The organism is Pseudoalteromonas sp. MEBiC 03485, from assembly GCF_004195145.1.
Taxonomy (GTDB): Bacteria; Pseudomonadota; Gammaproteobacteria; order Enterobacterales; family Alteromonadaceae; genus Pseudoalteromonas; species Pseudoalteromonas apostichopi.
The window spans coordinates 1471009-1486080 of the sequence record NZ_SGBT01000001.1 but is presented as its reverse complement, the minus strand read 5'-3'; the positions used below and the strand labels follow the sequence as shown (position 1 = coordinate 1486080).

At 42.8% G+C, this 15072-nt stretch carries 12 protein-coding genes; 5 read left to right on the top strand and 7 right to left on the bottom strand.

The features are described 5' to 3' along the window. Positions 1-11: 11 nt before the first annotated feature. From EVU92_RS06875 to EVU92_RS06865, 3 genes are read left to right on the top strand one after another with little or no spacing between them, the layout of a single operon-like run. Positions 12-710 carry an ABC transporter ATP-binding protein gene (locus EVU92_RS06875; RefSeq protein ID WP_130050579.1) on the top strand — a complete coding sequence of 233 codons (699 nt, stop codon included), beginning with the start codon at positions 12-14 and terminating at the stop codon, positions 708-710. Next, positions 697-1983, top strand: a complete 1287-nt coding sequence (locus EVU92_RS06870; protein WP_130050578.1) for an ABC transporter permease — start codon at positions 697-699, stop codon at positions 1981-1983. Before EVU92_RS06875 ends, EVU92_RS06870 begins: the two co-directional genes overlap by 14 nt. A gap of 8 nt (positions 1984-1991) precedes the next feature. Then, positions 1992-2480, top strand: coding sequence for a DUF3299 domain-containing protein (locus EVU92_RS06865; protein ID WP_130050577.1), 489 nt, complete (start codon positions 1992-1994; stop codon positions 2478-2480). A gap of 34 nt (positions 2481-2514) precedes the next feature. On the opposite strand, the gene EVU92_RS06860 is transcribed toward EVU92_RS06865, so the two are convergent. The 5 genes from EVU92_RS06860 to EVU92_RS06840 all read right to left on the bottom strand — a co-directional run bounded on the left by EVU92_RS06860 (position 2515) and on the right by EVU92_RS06840 (position 9661). Next, a complete protein-coding gene (locus EVU92_RS06860) occupies positions 2515-3912 on the bottom strand; it encodes an efflux transporter outer membrane subunit (protein WP_130050576.1) in 1398 nt (465 codons plus the stop codon). Beyond that, positions 3905-7045, bottom strand: a complete 3141-nt coding sequence (locus EVU92_RS06855) for an efflux RND transporter permease subunit (protein ID WP_130050575.1) — start codon at positions 7043-7045, stop codon at positions 3905-3907. Before EVU92_RS06855 ends, EVU92_RS06860 begins: the two co-directional genes overlap by 8 nt. 2 nt (positions 7046-7047) lie before the next feature. Continuing rightward, positions 7048-8274: an efflux RND transporter periplasmic adaptor subunit gene (locus EVU92_RS06850; RefSeq protein WP_130050574.1), complete on the bottom strand. Its 1227-nt coding sequence runs from the start codon at positions 8272-8274 to the stop codon at positions 7048-7050. 74 nt (positions 8275-8348) lie between these two features. After that, complete coding sequence (mutM, locus tag EVU92_RS06845; protein WP_130050573.1) at positions 8349-9158, bottom strand: bifunctional DNA-formamidopyrimidine glycosylase/DNA-(apurinic or apyrimidinic site) lyase; 810 nt, start codon at positions 9156-9158, stop codon at positions 8349-8351. 11 nt (positions 9159-9169) lie between these two features. Continuing rightward, positions 9170-9661 (bottom strand): hypothetical protein, encoded by a 492-nt coding sequence (locus EVU92_RS06840; protein ID WP_205987924.1) that lies wholly within the window; start codon positions 9659-9661, stop codon positions 9170-9172. A 151-nt stretch (positions 9662-9812) separates the two neighbouring features. Here EVU92_RS06840 and EVU92_RS06835 point away from each other — a divergent pair, with 151 nt between their 5' ends. Continuing rightward, the gene (locus tag EVU92_RS06835; RefSeq protein WP_130050571.1) at positions 9813-10739 is read left to right on the top strand and encodes a manganese-dependent inorganic pyrophosphatase; all 927 of its coding nucleotides are present in this window, start codon (positions 9813-9815) and stop codon (positions 10737-10739) included. Positions 10740-10803: 64 nt separating this feature from the next. On the opposite strand, the gene rlmB is transcribed toward EVU92_RS06835, so the two are convergent. Together rlmB and rnr are read right to left on the bottom strand one after the other, a co-directional pair. Continuing rightward, on the bottom strand, positions 10804-11550 hold the full coding sequence (rlmB, locus tag EVU92_RS06830) for a 23S rRNA (guanosine(2251)-2'-O)-methyltransferase RlmB (protein ID WP_054561023.1): 747 nt from the start codon (positions 11548-11550) through the stop codon (positions 10804-10806). Then, positions 11547-14027, bottom strand: coding sequence for a ribonuclease R (gene rnr, locus EVU92_RS06825; protein WP_130050570.1), 2481 nt, complete (start codon positions 14025-14027; stop codon positions 11547-11549). Before rnr ends, rlmB begins: the two co-directional genes overlap by 4 nt. A 181-nt stretch (positions 14028-14208) precedes the next feature. On the opposite strand from rnr, the gene EVU92_RS06820 reads away from it, so the two are divergent. Then, on the top strand, positions 14209-15057 hold the full coding sequence (locus EVU92_RS06820) for a DUF350 domain-containing protein (protein ID WP_130050569.1): 849 nt from the start codon (positions 14209-14211) through the stop codon (positions 15055-15057). Positions 15058-15072 lie beyond the last annotated feature (15 nt).

The following is a 15072-nucleotide window of genomic DNA, read 5'->3' as shown; positions in this document are numbered from 1 at the left end:
GATAGGTCGTTATGATCACGCTTGCAAACGTGCTATTCAAGTGGCACACAAAACAACCTGAGCCAACGATCAATATTACTGAATTACATATTGATCAAGGCGAACATGTTTTTCTTCACGGCCCGAGTGGCTGTGGTAAATCAACTTTATTATCACTGCTCGCTGGTGTTACAGTGCCAACACAAGGGAGTATCGAACTCCTCGGTAAAGCGATAAACCAATTTAATAATAGTAAACGAGACCGTTTTCGTGCCGATCATATAGGCTACATTTTTCAAAACTTTAATTTACTCCCTTATTTATCGCCTATTGAAAATGTGACCTTGGGGTGCCAGTTTTCAAAGCAAAGGCAAAAAAAAGCATTAGAAAATAGTACAACAATAACAGCAGAGGCAAGCCGCTTACTCAGCGCTCTAGGACTAAACGATACCCTGCAACATCAAGCCGTGGCTGAGCTTAGTATTGGTCAGCAGCAAAGAGTTGCCGCAGCACGAGCCTTTATTGGCAGCCCTGAAATTATCATTGCAGATGAACCAACTTCAGCACTCGACACGCAAAATCGCCAAGCTTTTGTAAAGTTGTTATTTGAGCAAGCAAGTGCGGCTAACAGCACGCTGGTGTTTGTTAGCCATGATGAAACTCTACAAACACTATTTAGCCGTAGTATCAGCCTTGTCGATTTACAAGGAGGTACACATGCTACTCGTTAAACTCGCCGTAAAAAGTTTATTAAACCGTAAGGCCAGCGCTCTACTCACATTATTTACAATAGCCATTAGCGTAATGTTACTAATGTCGATTGAGCGCGTTCGAGTTGATGCTAAAAGTAGCTTCAGTAATACAATTTCGGGCACTGATTTAATTGTCGGTGCTCGTACCGGTGACATTCAACTGTTGCTATCTTCGGTGTTTCGTATTGGTCATGCTAACAATGGCGTGAGCTGGAAAAGTTACCAATACATCACTGAACAACGTGGTGTTAAATGGGCTATTCCTATATCGCTAGGCGACAGCCATAAAGGTCTTGCTGTACTTGGAACAAATAAAGACTATTTTGAGCACTATCGCTTTGCTAAAAAGCAGCAGCTAAGCTTTTCACAAGGTCATGCATTTAATCATTTGTTTGAAGTGGTATTAGGTGCAGAGGTTGCCAATACCTTAGGTTATCAGCTAGGCGATGAAGTGGTGATTGCTCATGGTATGGGCAATACTAGCTTTCATAATCATGACGATAATCCATTTAAAGTGGTCGGTATTCTAAAGCCAACAGGTACACCTGTTGATAAAACATTGCATATTCCGCTAGCTGCAATTGACGTAATTCATGGCAGCCATTCGCATCAGCATGAACCAGCCCTAACTGCTACAGACGACCACGACCACGACCACGACCACGACCATCATGATGATGTTGATCTCGTTGGTACACCAAAACAAATAACCGCTTTTTTACTTGGCTTTGATTCACCGCTTTATACCTTACAAGTGCGTCGTAATATCAACCAATACAAAGATGAAGCACTGCTTGCCATCATGCCAGGTGTTACCCTGCGTGAACTATGGGAAATGCTTTCTATCGTGGAAAAAATCTTGCTGTTATTTTCTATTGTGGTGGTACTGATCAGTTTACTTGGCATGTTAACGAGTCTCCTTTCTAGCCTTAATCAACGCCGCAGGGAGCTTGCTATTTTGCGCTCTGTAGGGGCCAGACCATGGCATATTTTCACTTTGATCAGTGTCGAGTCTTTACTCATAACAGGGCTCGGCTGTGTTGTTGGCACCGCTTTGTTCTATGCCTTAATGTTGCTCGGCGCAGATTACTTGCAAAGTCATGCCGGAATAAGCCTAAATATAGCTTTATTGTCATCCTATGAACTCATGTTATTAGCTGCGATAATGGTCGCAGGCTTTATTGTTGGGTTAATTCCTGCAACCCGCGCGTATTTCTACTCTCTTGCTGATGGCATGAGTATTAAAATTTAAGGAATGTTATGCCGTTTTTTCGAAAATTCGTCGCTTTAGTCGCATTATTCGTGTGTGTAGCTGCTAATGCTGGCGCTCCAAAAGAAATCTTCTGGGAAGATTTAATTCCAAAAGGTCATGTACAAATCGACACTCAAGCACAAGCAAACCATGAAGGTAGCGAGCAAAACTGGGTTCAACCTGACCTTGATGCGCCAGTAGTTAAAGAACTTGATGGTAAATCAGTGAGTTTACCAGGCTTTGTTGTACCACTTGAAGGTGACAGCGAAGTGATCACTGAATTTTTACTCGTACCTTATTTCGGTGCATGTATTCATGTACCGCCGCCACCGCCAAATCAAATTGTGCATGTCACCATCAAAGGCGGTGTACCAATCGAGAGCCTATACGATGCGATTGTAGTGACAGGTGTTATCAGCACAGAAACTTGGTCTGGTGACATTGCTCAAGTTGGCTACAAGATGAAAGCGGTGGGTGTAGCACCATTTGAGTTATAAACTTTAAAGAGCATGCTCTAGCATGCTCTTTAAATTAATCAACCACCTTTTCTTTTTCTAATTCCTGATCGCTCAATTCATACCATCCGCCACCAAGAGCTTTATAGAGGGTTGCTAAGCTTTGTAAGCGATCATTTTTCGCTTGTGATAAGGCGATTTCTGCCGAAAATAACTGACGCTGCGCATCCATTAAATCAAGGGAACTGGCAACACCATTGCTATACCTAAGACGTGCTAATCGATAGTAATCTTGACTACTGAGCACCAAACTCCGTTGCGCATCATAGCTTTGCTCTGCCGACTGATAATTAGATAGCTGATTGCTCACTTCTTGCAGTGCCACCAGCACTGTTTTTTGATATTTAATACTGGCCTGGTATGCCCGCTGTTCCGCTACCGTTAAATTTGCCTGATTGCGTCCCATATTGAATATTGGCATTAACAACTCTGAACCTAACAGCCAAACCTGCGAATTACTGGCGAGCAAATCACTAAAATCAGTACTTTCACTGCCAAGTTCAGCATACAAATTAAGTTTTGGAAATAACGCTGCTTTTGCGACACCAATCTCAGCCATTGCCGCTTGCCATTGATACATTGCTTGCTGCACATCTGGCCTGCGTTTTAGAAGCTCGCTAGGTAACCCTGTTGGTAGTTGCTTAGGAAGGGTTTGCACAGATAACTCATTGCCACCTTGCACATCGGCATTGGCATCACCAATTAGGAACTTCAACTGATTAGTAATGCGCCTTTCATTATGCTGCAAAGGTGGGATTTTAACCTTCGCTGATTCAAGTTCAACTTCAGCTTGGCGCTGCTCTAGCCCAGAAATAATGCCGCCCTTTTTGCGAATACGCGCAATTTCAAGCTCTTTCTCGCGAAGTTTAATTGTACTCAGGCTGATCTTTAATTGCTCTTCAACTTCTTTGAGGGCAAAAAACTGCTGCGCTACATCAGCAATCAAGGCTAACTGCAACGCAGTTCTAGCTTGTTCTTGGCTATAATAATTTGCCAGTGCGGCTTCGCTTGCGCGTCGGTTGCTGCCAAATAAATCTAGCTCCCAGCTTAAGTAACCTTTTAAATCAAACGTGTTTTCTGGACTGCTATTAAGCTCTTCTTCTCGCTCTGAGGTGAGACCTACATTCACATCAGGCCATAAGGCTGCATCAGCAATCCGATACCGAGCACGCGCTTCAATAATTTTCGATTGTGCAATTAACATATCTTGATTATTGATCAGCGCTTGGCTAATCAGCTTTTGCAAATGAGGGTCGCTATAAATTTGCTTCCAGCCTGCTAAAGCCTCCGACTGAGGCGTAGCTGTTATCCCCATAAAATTAACAACTTCACTATGTTCAGGTACTTCAAAATCAGGCCCTACAGCACAACCTTGAATGCAAGCGAAACAAAGCAATGGCAACAGTTTATGCATCAACTTGCTCCTTTACTAATGCTTTATAGGCCGGTGGTGTTTGCTGTTTTTTTACAAAGCGTGCTGCGGTAATAAAAAACAGTGGCACTAAAACGATGCCGATAGAGCTTGCTAATAACATACCTCCTAAAATAGGCATAGATACCGACTGCCGACCAACTGCTCCGGGGCCAGATGCTAGTACTAAAGGCAAAACACCAAGTACAAAAGAGGCTGCGGTCATTAAAATAGGTCGAAACCGTGAACGGGCCGCTTCTATCGCGGCATCAGTGGCATTCATGCCTTCTTGATAAAGCTGGTTTGCTACTTCAACAATCAATATAGAGTTCTTAGCAGCAAGGCCTATCAAAGCAATAAAGGCAACTTGAAAAAATAAGTTATTTTCGTGCCCCGTCATTAAGGTCAATACAGAGGCCCCTAACATGGCAATGGGGCTTATTAGTAGTACAGCAAACGGCAAGCTCCAACTTTCATAGAGCGCTGCTAAAAATAAAAATACAAACACGATAGCAAGAGTTATCGCGATACCAAGCTGACCCGATGAGCGAATTTCTTGATAGGTTAAACCGGTCCATTCATAACCAAAGTTAGGTGGTAGCTTTGCCATTTCTTCTTTGATCACGTTAATTACATCACCCGATGCATAACCCTCAGCAGGCGATACATTCACCATCGCACTAGTAAACATATTAAAACGGTTTATCGCAGAAGGACCGGTTGTTAAATTAAGTTTAGCAAGCACATTTGATGGCACCATAGCGCCATTCTTTGAACGCACATAAAATTCATTGAGGTTTTCAGGGCGTGCTCTGAATTCATCTTCGGCTTGGACTTTAACCCGATAAACCCGGCCAAATAAGTTAAAATCGTTGATGGTTGAAGAACCTGTGAGTACTTTCATGGTACTGTAGACATCCGCAATCGGCACTTCTAATGCCATGGCTTTTTCTCTATCTAGCTCTAAAAACAGCTGAGGTACTGAGCCGCGCAATGAGCTACTTGCTTTAGCAACTTCAGGACGGTTATTTAAGTTAGCGAGCAGTACCTCTAGCGATTCAACCAAACTAGTTAAGTTGCCACCCGTTTTTTCTTGTAATGCGAACTCTACACCAGATCCGGAACCAAGCCCTGCAACTGCTGAGGGTTGAAACACATTAAACTCCGCATCAGGGATAGCATACAGTTGTTTGCGAATATCATTCATCACACTTGTAACACTAAAACCTTGTTCTGCACGCACTTGCCATGGCTGTAAAATGACTTCCATTTGACCATGTGATTGCGCACTCCCAGCACGGCGGTTTTCCCCTGCTAACGTGAATGAATAAGCAACCCCAGCATGGTTCATAACAAATTGGTTTGCTTTACTTATTACCTCATTAGTACGTGAAACCGTTGCCGCATCTGGCAAAGTAATATCAACAAAAAAGCGCCCTTGATCTTCTTGCGGCATAAAGCTGCTAGGTAGTTGGCTAAACACAAAATAGCAGCCTCCTACCATAATAAAAAAACCAATATAACTACGTTTTGCTTTTTTTGAGCATACCTTAACAAGCCATGTATATTTTTTACCCACACTTTCAAGCCAGGTATTAAACTTAACAAATATCTTATTGTTTGAGGGGGAGCTAGGTTTTAAGAAAACCGCACATAAAGCGGGGCTCAAGGTTAAAGCAACTAAGGTTGAAATAAGCACCGCAACCGTAATTGAAATCGCAAACTCTCGATACATGATGCCTGTAATACCTGCTAAAAACGACACAGGTACAAACACCGCGGCAAGTACTAAGGAAGTTGCAACAATTGCCCCTGAAAGCTCTGTCATCGCTTGCTTAGTCGCAGCAACAACATCCATATTTTGCTCATTGATCAACCGCTCAACACTTTCGACCACCACAATAGCATCATCAACGACTATGCCTATCGCCAAGACCATGGCCAATAAACTGACATTATTAATAGTAAAACCAAATGCAGCAAGGGCGATAAAAGTACCAATTATAGATACAGGCACAGCTAAAGCTGGTATCAAGGTAGTTCGCCAGTTTTGCAAAAATAAATAAACCACCAAGATCACTAAGATCAAAGCTTGAATAAGAGTATTGATCACCTCATTAATCGACAGTTTGATAAACTCAGAGGCATCATAAAATAATTGCCACTTCACGCCCTTAGGAAAAGCCGCGCTCAAGCGATCCATTTCGGCTTTAACACGCTCTGTTACAGCTAATGCATTGGAGCCGGGCAACATATAAACCTGCAAAATAGTTGCTGGCTGTTCATTTAGTTTTGAATTTAAAGTATACGCAGAGGAAGCTAGCTCAACCCTTGCGACATCTCGCAAACGGATCATCGAGCCATCACTGTTAACTCGCAGCATAATATTATTAAATTCATCAACCTTATTAAGCCGGCCTTGTGCTCGTACCGGAAAGTTAAGCTTAATTGCATCGCTCATTGGCTGAGCGCCAATCTCCCCTGCAGCGGCCTCTTTATTTTGTGCTTTGATTGCTGCGGTCACATCGTTCACAGTTAACTCGTAGCCCGCTAAAATATCAGGCTTTAACCAGACCCGCATAGCATACGAACGCGAGCCGGTGTTACGCACTTTTCCAACCCCCGGAACACGCTTTAAAGCCGCCTCAACATTGATGCTAGCGTAGTTACTCAAATAGATTTCGTCATAGCGAGGGTCATCAGAGGTCAGTGCCAGTTTCAATAGCTCAACCGAACTTTCATTAGAGACATTCACCCCTTCAGTTTGCACATCAACCGGTAAATTACTGCCAGCTTGGCTTGCGGTGTTTTGTACATCAACAAGGGCGAGATCTGGGTCGGTGCCAACATCAAAGGTGAGTGTAATTCCAACGCTGCCAGAGTTAGTTGCCTTTGACTCCATATACAACATATTCGGTGTGCCATTTAATTCTTGCTCAAGAGGAATGGCTACCGACTCAGATGCTGTCTCTGCCGTTGCGCCAGGGAATGAAGCAGACACTTTAACCGACGGTGGAGCAATATCTGGGTATTGATCAATCGGTAGGGTAAAAAGCGAGACCAAACCTGTCAGTAAAATAACTAACGAAATAACGATAGCAAACACTGGGCGCTTGATAAAAAAGTGCGAAAACATAGTTAAGCTCCCTGCTGATTTTTTTCATCATCTTGTTTGTTTGGTTTATCTGGCGCCAGTGGAATATTGTCAGTGTTAGGCGTTATTTGGCGTTTTTCAAACTCTTCTAAAGGAATAGCTTTAACTTGCTGGCCATGGCGAATGCGATGCAAACCTTTCACCACCACTTGCTCACCCGCACTCAAGCCACCACTGGCAACAATTCCCTGTTCACCATAATGCTCAACAACAATAAAGCGCCGCTCTATCTCACCTGAATCAAGTACCACCATCACATAAATACCACCTTGCTCAACTTGTGTGGCTTCCTCTGGAACCACAATCGCATCTGTAAGCTCAGATAATTTGATACGCGCTTTTGTATATTGCCCAGGTAATAGTTCACTATTAGGGTTCGGCAGCTTTGCTCTTACTTTAAAGGTGCCCGTTTTCGGGCTAATTTTAGGGTCGGTAAAACTTACATCGCCCCAATATCGATACTCGCTGCCATCAGGCAAAGAAATACGTACAAAGCCTTCTAGCGCCTTGCCCTTTTGCTCGGCTTGTAGCTGCTCCATCATGCTGGTCATGCGCCGCTTGGCATTCAAGTAATCAAGTGCCGACATATTAAAATTAACGAAAATAGGGTCTATTTGCTGAATGGTGGTAAGGAGTGAAATACCATTACTGCCGACCAAAGCACCGAGATCGGCTTCAGAGCTGCCAACCATGCCGCTAATTGGTGCCGTAATACGGGTATATTCTAAATCGAGCTTAGTTTCTTCAAGTTCAGCTTGGGTTGCTGATAATGACGCTTGCGCTTGCTCTTGAATAGAAATTGCATTGTCATAGTCGAGTTGGCTTGCTGCGTCTTGCTCGTAAAGGGGTTTTAGACGGGTAACATCTCGCTTTGCTTTAGCAAGCGCCGCTTGGTCTTTTTGTAGTGCAGCTTTAACGCGATTAAGCTTAGCCCGGTAAGGCCTATCATCTATGGTATAGAGTAAATCACCTTCGTTTACCCAGCTACCTTCAACAAACTCAACGCTTTGCACAAAACCAGTAATCCTCGCTCGCACTTCAACATCAAGCGAAGCATCTGTGCGTGCCACGTAATTCCCATACAGAGGCACATCAAACTGCTTAACCTCAGCAGTGACCACTTCTTCAACGATAACTTGAGGTTGTTCTTTAGAGCAACCTACCAGTGCCGCCAAGTACACACATCCTATGACGTATTTGTTTAATAGCATACAACCTTCTCATTCCTTAAGCCTGTCTCTATCTTGCTACCTGTTGCAATACTACATAGATGAAGGGTTCATTGTTATTTTTGACAATTAGAACAATACACTGTGCTTCTTTGCCCTAATCTAATTTCTTTTAATGGTTCTTTACAATTTACACATGGCTCACCCTTACGACCATAAACCAGCAATTGCTGGGCAAAATAACCAGGCTTACCATCACTTTGGGCAAAATCTTTTAACGTTGTGCCGCCTTGCGTTATAGCTGCAGCAAGTGTTTCTTTAATAATAGGCACTAATTGCTGATAACGCTTTAAAGACACCTTGCCAGCTTCTCGTTTAGGATGAATTCCAGCCTTAAATAACGACTCATTGGCATAGATATTACCCACGCCAACCACCACAGCGTTATCCATAACAAACTGTTTAATAGGTACTTTTTTATTTCTAGACTGCTCGTAAACACGCTTTGCAGTAAACTCATCTGTTAGCGGCTCTGGTCCGAGCTTGGTCAGCAAAGTATGGCATTCACCTGGCGCTTGCCATAAGCAAGCGCCAAATCGACGCGCGTCGTTCAGCCTTAATGCTTTACCGGAGGCTAAAATAAATTCAATATGATCGTGTTTTTTTAATGGTTCATCAGCACCCACAACACGTAAATTACCCGACATACCTAAGTGCAAAATTACACTACCTAGCTCACAACCAAGTAATAAATATTTTGCTCTGCGCTCCACTGAAGTAACTTTAAGTCCTTGTAATTGATATACATCATCAGGCACTGGCCAACGCATACTGGCGTTATGAATATTTACTTTGGTCACTGTTTGGTTAAGCACATGCGGCGTTATTCCCAAACGGCTAACTTCAACTTCTGGTAATTCAGGCATCTGTGACTCTCTTAAAACGGATATAACGGAAATAACTTAGCTGCATCAGCTTGTTCAAGCTCAAATACCCGTTGTAATCGCTTATCTAATAAATAGTATTGCTGATCTATATTGTACAATTGGTACACTGCAGGCAACTGCTCCCCGGCTAACCACACTGAAGCAACATAATCAGCCGACGTCTGTGAAATTTTACTAACAGGAAGACTGGCAATAGTTAGTTGCTGATGCTGCCACAGCTCAACAAGTTGCTCGAGCTGCTGTTCATCGCCTTGCCAAGTGATTTCTTGTAGTGACTGGCTACGCCAAGAGGTGCCGATACGCTCAATTTTTAATTCAGGAAAGGCCATTGCCAAAATAAAGCTTTGCTGTGGGAGTAATGCTTGAACTCCTTCTTCAGCAGGCTGTGTATTGAGCTTTTTATGGAGGCCATTGAAGAAAAAAATCATCAATAGCATCGAAATAATCACCACATTATTCCATGCTTTTCGGCTCAAGCGCATCAGTATCTTCCTCAGTTTTCAATATCTTAAAGTGTAACCAAAAAGGGCATTAATTGGCAGTTGTAATTGATCAACAAAATTTCATGTCTGTTATGTATCAATCTGTCGATACTTTGCTAAAATATCCGCCAAATTTAAAGGAGTTCCGTCAATGTCAATGTATGTAGTGGGTCATAAGATCCCTGATTCAGATTCAATTTGCGGTGCAATTGCGCTTGCTTACTTAAAAAACCAGATCAATGAACCTGCGATCCCGACGCGTTTAGGTGAAGTATCGCCTGAAACACAATTTATTCTAGATAAATTCGGTTTCGAAGCACCTGAGCTAAAACTTAGCTATGCAGGCGAAGACGTTTATATTGTTGACCACACAGAAAAAACACAAGCACCTGATGACATCGATGAAGCACGTGTTGTGGGTGTTGTTGATCACCACAAACTAGGCGACTTAACATCGTCAACACCACTTGAGTGTTGGATCCGCCCAGTTGGTTGTTCAAACACTATCATCAAAATGATGTATGACTTCTACAACGTAGAAATTCCAAAAGATATCGCTGGCATCATGTTATGCGCTATCTTAAGCGACACTGTGATCTTTAAATCACCAACATGTACAACGGCAGACATCAAGTGTGTTGAAGCACTTGCTGAAATCGCTGGCATCGAAGATTTCAAAGAGCTTGGCATGGAAATGTTCAAGGTTAAATCAGCTGTTGAAGGCACTCCAGCACGTGATTTAGTTATGCGTGACTTTAAAGACTTCAACATGAACGGTAAGCTAGTAGGTATTGGCCAGCTAGAAGTTATCGACCTTGCTGTATTTGATGAAATCAAAGCAGACCTTGAAGCTGACATCGCAAAGCTTAAAGAAGAAGGCGGTCGACACTCAGTATTACTACTGTTAACTGATATCATGAAAGAAGGCTCAGAAATGCTAATTTCGTCTGATGACGTATCAGTAATCGAAGCTGCCTATGATGCTAAATCAGAAGATGGTCGCGTTTGGTTAGATGGCGTATTAAGCCGTAAGAAGCAAGTAGTACCACCACTACAAGGCGCTTTCGCAAAAATCTAAACTATTAGATACAAAAAAGCCGATGTATCATCGGCTTTTTTTGTGTCTAAAATTTTCGCGGTAGTTAGATTTGCGTTGCATTACGCTGACGTAACACTTCAAATAAACAAATACCGGTCGCAACTGACACATTTAAACTAGATACCGAACCAGCCATTGGGATTTTAACTAATAGATCACAATGCTCACGAGTAAGGCGGCGCATACCATCACCTTCTGCCCCCATAACAACAGCCATTGGCCCTGTTAGATTTGCATCGAATAACTCAGTATCAGTTTCACCGGCAGTGCCAACAACCCAGACACCTGCGTCTTTAATTTCACGTAACGTACGCGCAAGATTAGTGACTTGTACCAATGGCACTGTTTCGGCTGCACCGCACGCTACTTTACGCGCTGTGCCGTTGAGTTTTGCAGATTTATCTTTAGGAACGATGATCGCGTGTACGCCAGCAGCATCAGCACTACGTAAACATGCACCTAAATTATGCGGATCAGTAATGCCATCAAGCACCAATAAGAAAGGCGTTTCTTCACGGGCTATGATCTCATCAAGATCTTTTTCGTTATACATACGCGCCGCTTTTACATTGGCAATAATGCCTTGGTGCTGCTCACCATTTGCTTTGTTATCAAGCGCTTTACGCTGCATAAATTGTACAGAAATACCGAATTTACGTGCTTGGTCAATAACCGGGTTTAAACGTTTATCTTCACGCCCTTTTAAAGCGTATATTTCTAAAAAGCGCTCAGGCTCTTTTGCTAATATTGCTTCAACTGAGTGAAAACCAAAAATTAATTCATTACTCACGTATTGTTTGCTCCTCGGCTACTTTGTTTGCGGGCATTCTTACCCGGTCTTTTTGCCTTTTTGGTGGCTTTTTTCTTACTCTTCTTCTTGCCAGCTTTTACAGCATCAGCTTGTTTACTATTGGGCTTTTTTCGCCCTTTAGAAGAAGGAGAAGACTTGCCACGTTTTTCGTTCTCTTTGTCGCCTGATTTTGCCTCAGGGCGGCTAGATTGTGCTTTTTTACCAGGAATTTTACCTGCTTTAAGCTGTGCACGAACACTTGGTTTTGACGATGCACTACGACGACGCGCATAACGGTCTTGTTGCGCTTCACCGGCTAACACTAAATTTATGCGTCGCTCATCAAGACTTACAGATGAAACCTGAACCGTTACTTTATCGCCTAATCGAAAAACGCTGTGTGTTTGTTCACCAATTAAGCAATGCTTAGCACCATCGTAGTGGAAGTATTCATTACCTAAATTGGTTACATGGATCATACCGTCAATTTGTAAGTCGTCTAAGCGCACAAATAAACCAAAGTTAGTCACCGATGAGATCACCCCACCAAATTCGTCACCAACATGGTCTTGCATATATTCACATTTGAGCCAATCAGCTACTTCGCGAGTTGCATCATCTGCACGGCGTTCAGTGGTTGAACACTGCTCACCTAAAATATCAACTTCGTCATCAGTGTATGCATATTCACCGGATGTTTGCTGACCTTGTGCTTTAAGCACTGCTTTGATTGCACGGTGTACTACCAAATCAGGGTAACGACGGATAGGCGATGTAAAGTGCGCATAGGCCGGTAAAGCTAAACCAAAGTGGCCAATATTATCAGGCTGATAAACCGCTTGCTTCATCGAGCGTAGCAACATGGTTTGAATAAGCTCAGCTTCTGGGCGGTCGCCTAGTTTTGCCAACACTTGGGTGATTTCTTTTGGTGTTGGTTCATCAGAAATCGCACTTTCGATGCCAAGCTCTGATAAAAAGTTTCTGAAAAAGCCAAGCTTTTCAGCATCAGGCTCATCATGCACACGATAAAGCGCACTCGCCTCGTGCTTTTCTAATAAACGTGCTGCTGATACGTTCGCTAAAATCATGCACTCTTCGATAAGTTTGTGTGCATCATTACGAACCACAGGCACAATTGATTCGATCTTACGATGTGCATTAAACACAAAGCGCGTTTCTAAGGTTTCAAACTCAATCGCACCACGGTCTTGGCGAGCAGCTTTAAGTGCCATGTACATTTGCTGTAAGTCAGTTAAATGTGGCACCATTTGGGCGTACTCTTCACGCAGCTTTTCATCGCCTTGTAAAATCGCATTCACTTTAGTGTAAGTAAAACGAGCGTGTGAATTCATCACCGCTTCGTAAAATTTATACCCAGACAACTTACCCGCTTCTGACACCGTCATCTCAGCAACCATACATAAACGGTCAACTTCTGGGTTCAATGAGCACAAGCCATTCGATAGCACTTTTGGCAGCATCGGAATAACTTGCTCAGGGAAATAAACTGAGTTACCACGTTCAATCGCTTCTTTATTCAGAGGCGTATTCATACCTACGTAATGCGACACATCGGCAATAGCTACCCATAAACGCCAACCACCCGATGGTTTGCGCTCACAGTAAACGGCATCATCAAAGTCACGGGCATCTTCACCGTCGATTGTAACTAGCGGTAAGTCACGTAAATCAACGCGACCTTGCTTTGCTTGTTCATCAACAAACTCACCTAAATGAGCAACTTGCTTTTCAACCGCTTCTGGCCAAACGTGGGGAATATCGTGATTGCGTAGTGCAACTTCAATTTCCATACCCGGTGCTAAGTGCTCACCCAGTACCTCAGTGACTTTGCCTACCGCATTCATATGTCGGCTTGGGTTTTGGGTAATTTGCACCTGCACCATTTGGTTGTGGCGCGCGCCATTTTCACTACCAGGTAGTATCATAATATCTTGCGTTATGCGTGGGTCTTCAGCCACAACAACTGCAATACCATGCTCAACAAAATAGCGACCAACAATCGGGGCCCGTTCATTGGTCAGTACCTTAATGATACGTGCATCGCATTTACCACTTGAGCCTTTACGATTGCCTTTAGCAAGCACAATGTCACCGTGCAACACCATATTCATTTGGTGCTTTGCGATAAACCAATCTTTACTCTCACCTTCAACTTCTAAAAAGCCGAATCCGTCACGATGACCAATGACCTTGCCTTTAACAAGGCCTGATTCATCTATCAACGCGTAGCATTTAAACTTATTGAAATACAGTTGACCATCGCGCTCCATAGCACGTAAACGACGTTTAAACGCAATTTGACGCTCTGTATCATTCACTTGTAATTCATCACAAAGTTGCGTGAAGTTTGCTGGTTTGGCGCGAGATTCTAAGTGAGTAAGTATAAACTCACGGCTAGGGACGGGGTTTTCGTACTTTTCTTGTTCTCGACTGAGATTGGGATCCTGTTTTGACATTCACTATCTTGTTAGTTGGTTATGTTGTTATTTTAACCCATAACCTAACAATGAGACAGGCAAAAGCTATGAAACTTTTAAGAAATTGATTAATTCTACCAAAAATGACGCTTTGATATTCTTTGCAATAAACACTCTGTGTTAATATTTTCGGAAAATAACAACAAGCTAACAAAATTATATGGATATTAACTTAACCCACTACCTATCAACTATGGCCTATAACAGCGCCTACATAGGTCTGTTCATTGCAATCATCGCCCTTGCAAAGCTATCGTATAATTTAGCGACCCCTTATAACACCACCAGCCAGTTAACCGATAATGCCAACAGTGCTTTAGGTTTATCTATTGGCGGCTACTTAGGGGCAATTACCATTATTTATGGCTTTGTTTTAGCTGGACCTAGCCAAGGTTTGCTAAGTGATTTAATGAATGTATCACTCTACAGCGTATTAGGTATGGTGCTGCTGACTTGCTCACGTATTTTAAATGACAAATTACTGCTGCGTTTGTTCTGTAACCAAGAGCAATTAATTAACCAACAAAACGAGGCTGTAGGCCTAGTACAAGCGGCAAACTATATGGCCGCGGCACTGATTATTGGTGGCGCATTAACCGGAGAAGGCACCTGGTTATCGGCCATTGTGTTTTACTTTTTAGGGCAACTAATGCTGATCATTTTTGCCAAAGGCTATGATCACCTCACTGCTTTTAATCTTCATGAACAGCTCGAAAAAGGCAACAAAGCCGTTGCACTTAGCTTTTCTGGCACCATGTTGGCGTTAGCTATTATCTTGTGTCATGCGCTCATTGGTGGCTTTCATACTTGGCAACAGAGCTTAAGCTTATTCTTTATTGACGCATTATTTGGCTTCTTGATTTTACCAATTGTGCGTTACCTCGTTGATAAAATTATCTTTAGCAAAATTTCGCTCGACCAAGCAATGCACGACAAAAACACCGCTGTTGCGGTTATTGAAAGCAGCATTGCAATCTGTGTAGCTGTTATCATCACTATCGCTATTTAAGCTTATTTATGGAGT

Bases quoted from the DNA above. Each gene is read 5' to 3' on its own strand.
- EVU92_RS06865 (WP_130050577.1), top strand. From the start codon at position 1,992: ATGCCGTTTTTTCGAAAATTCGTCGCTTTAGTCGCATTATTCGTGTGT.
- EVU92_RS06875 (WP_130050579.1), top strand. From the start codon at position 12: ATGATCACGCTTGCAAACGTGCTATTCAAGTGGCACACAAAACAACCT.
- EVU92_RS06870 (WP_130050578.1), top strand. From the start codon at position 697: ATGCTACTCGTTAAACTCGCCGTAAAAAGTTTATTAAACCGTAAGGCC.
- mutM (WP_130050573.1), bottom strand. From the start codon at position 9,158: ATGCCTGAATTACCAGAAGTTGAAGTTAGCCGTTTGGGAATAACGCCG.
- rnr (WP_130050570.1), bottom strand. From the start codon at position 14,027: ATGTCAAAACAGGATCCCAATCTCAGTCGAGAACAAGAAAAGTACGAA.
- EVU92_RS06835 (WP_130050571.1), top strand. From the start codon at position 9,813: ATGTCAATGTATGTAGTGGGTCATAAGATCCCTGATTCAGATTCAATT.
- EVU92_RS06860 (WP_130050576.1), bottom strand. From the start codon at position 3,912: ATGCATAAACTGTTGCCATTGCTTTGTTTCGCTTGCATTCAAGGTTGT.
- EVU92_RS06855 (WP_130050575.1), bottom strand. From the start codon at position 7,045: ATGTTTTCGCACTTTTTTATCAAGCGCCCAGTGTTTGCTATCGTTATT.
- EVU92_RS06840 (WP_205987924.1), bottom strand. From the start codon at position 9,661: ATGCGCTTGAGCCGAAAAGCATGGAATAATGTGGTGATTATTTCGATG.
- EVU92_RS06820 (WP_130050569.1), top strand. From the start codon at position 14,209: ATGGATATTAACTTAACCCACTACCTATCAACTATGGCCTATAACAGC.
- EVU92_RS06850 (WP_130050574.1), bottom strand. From the start codon at position 8,274: ATGCTATTAAACAAATACGTCATAGGATGTGTGTACTTGGCGGCACTG.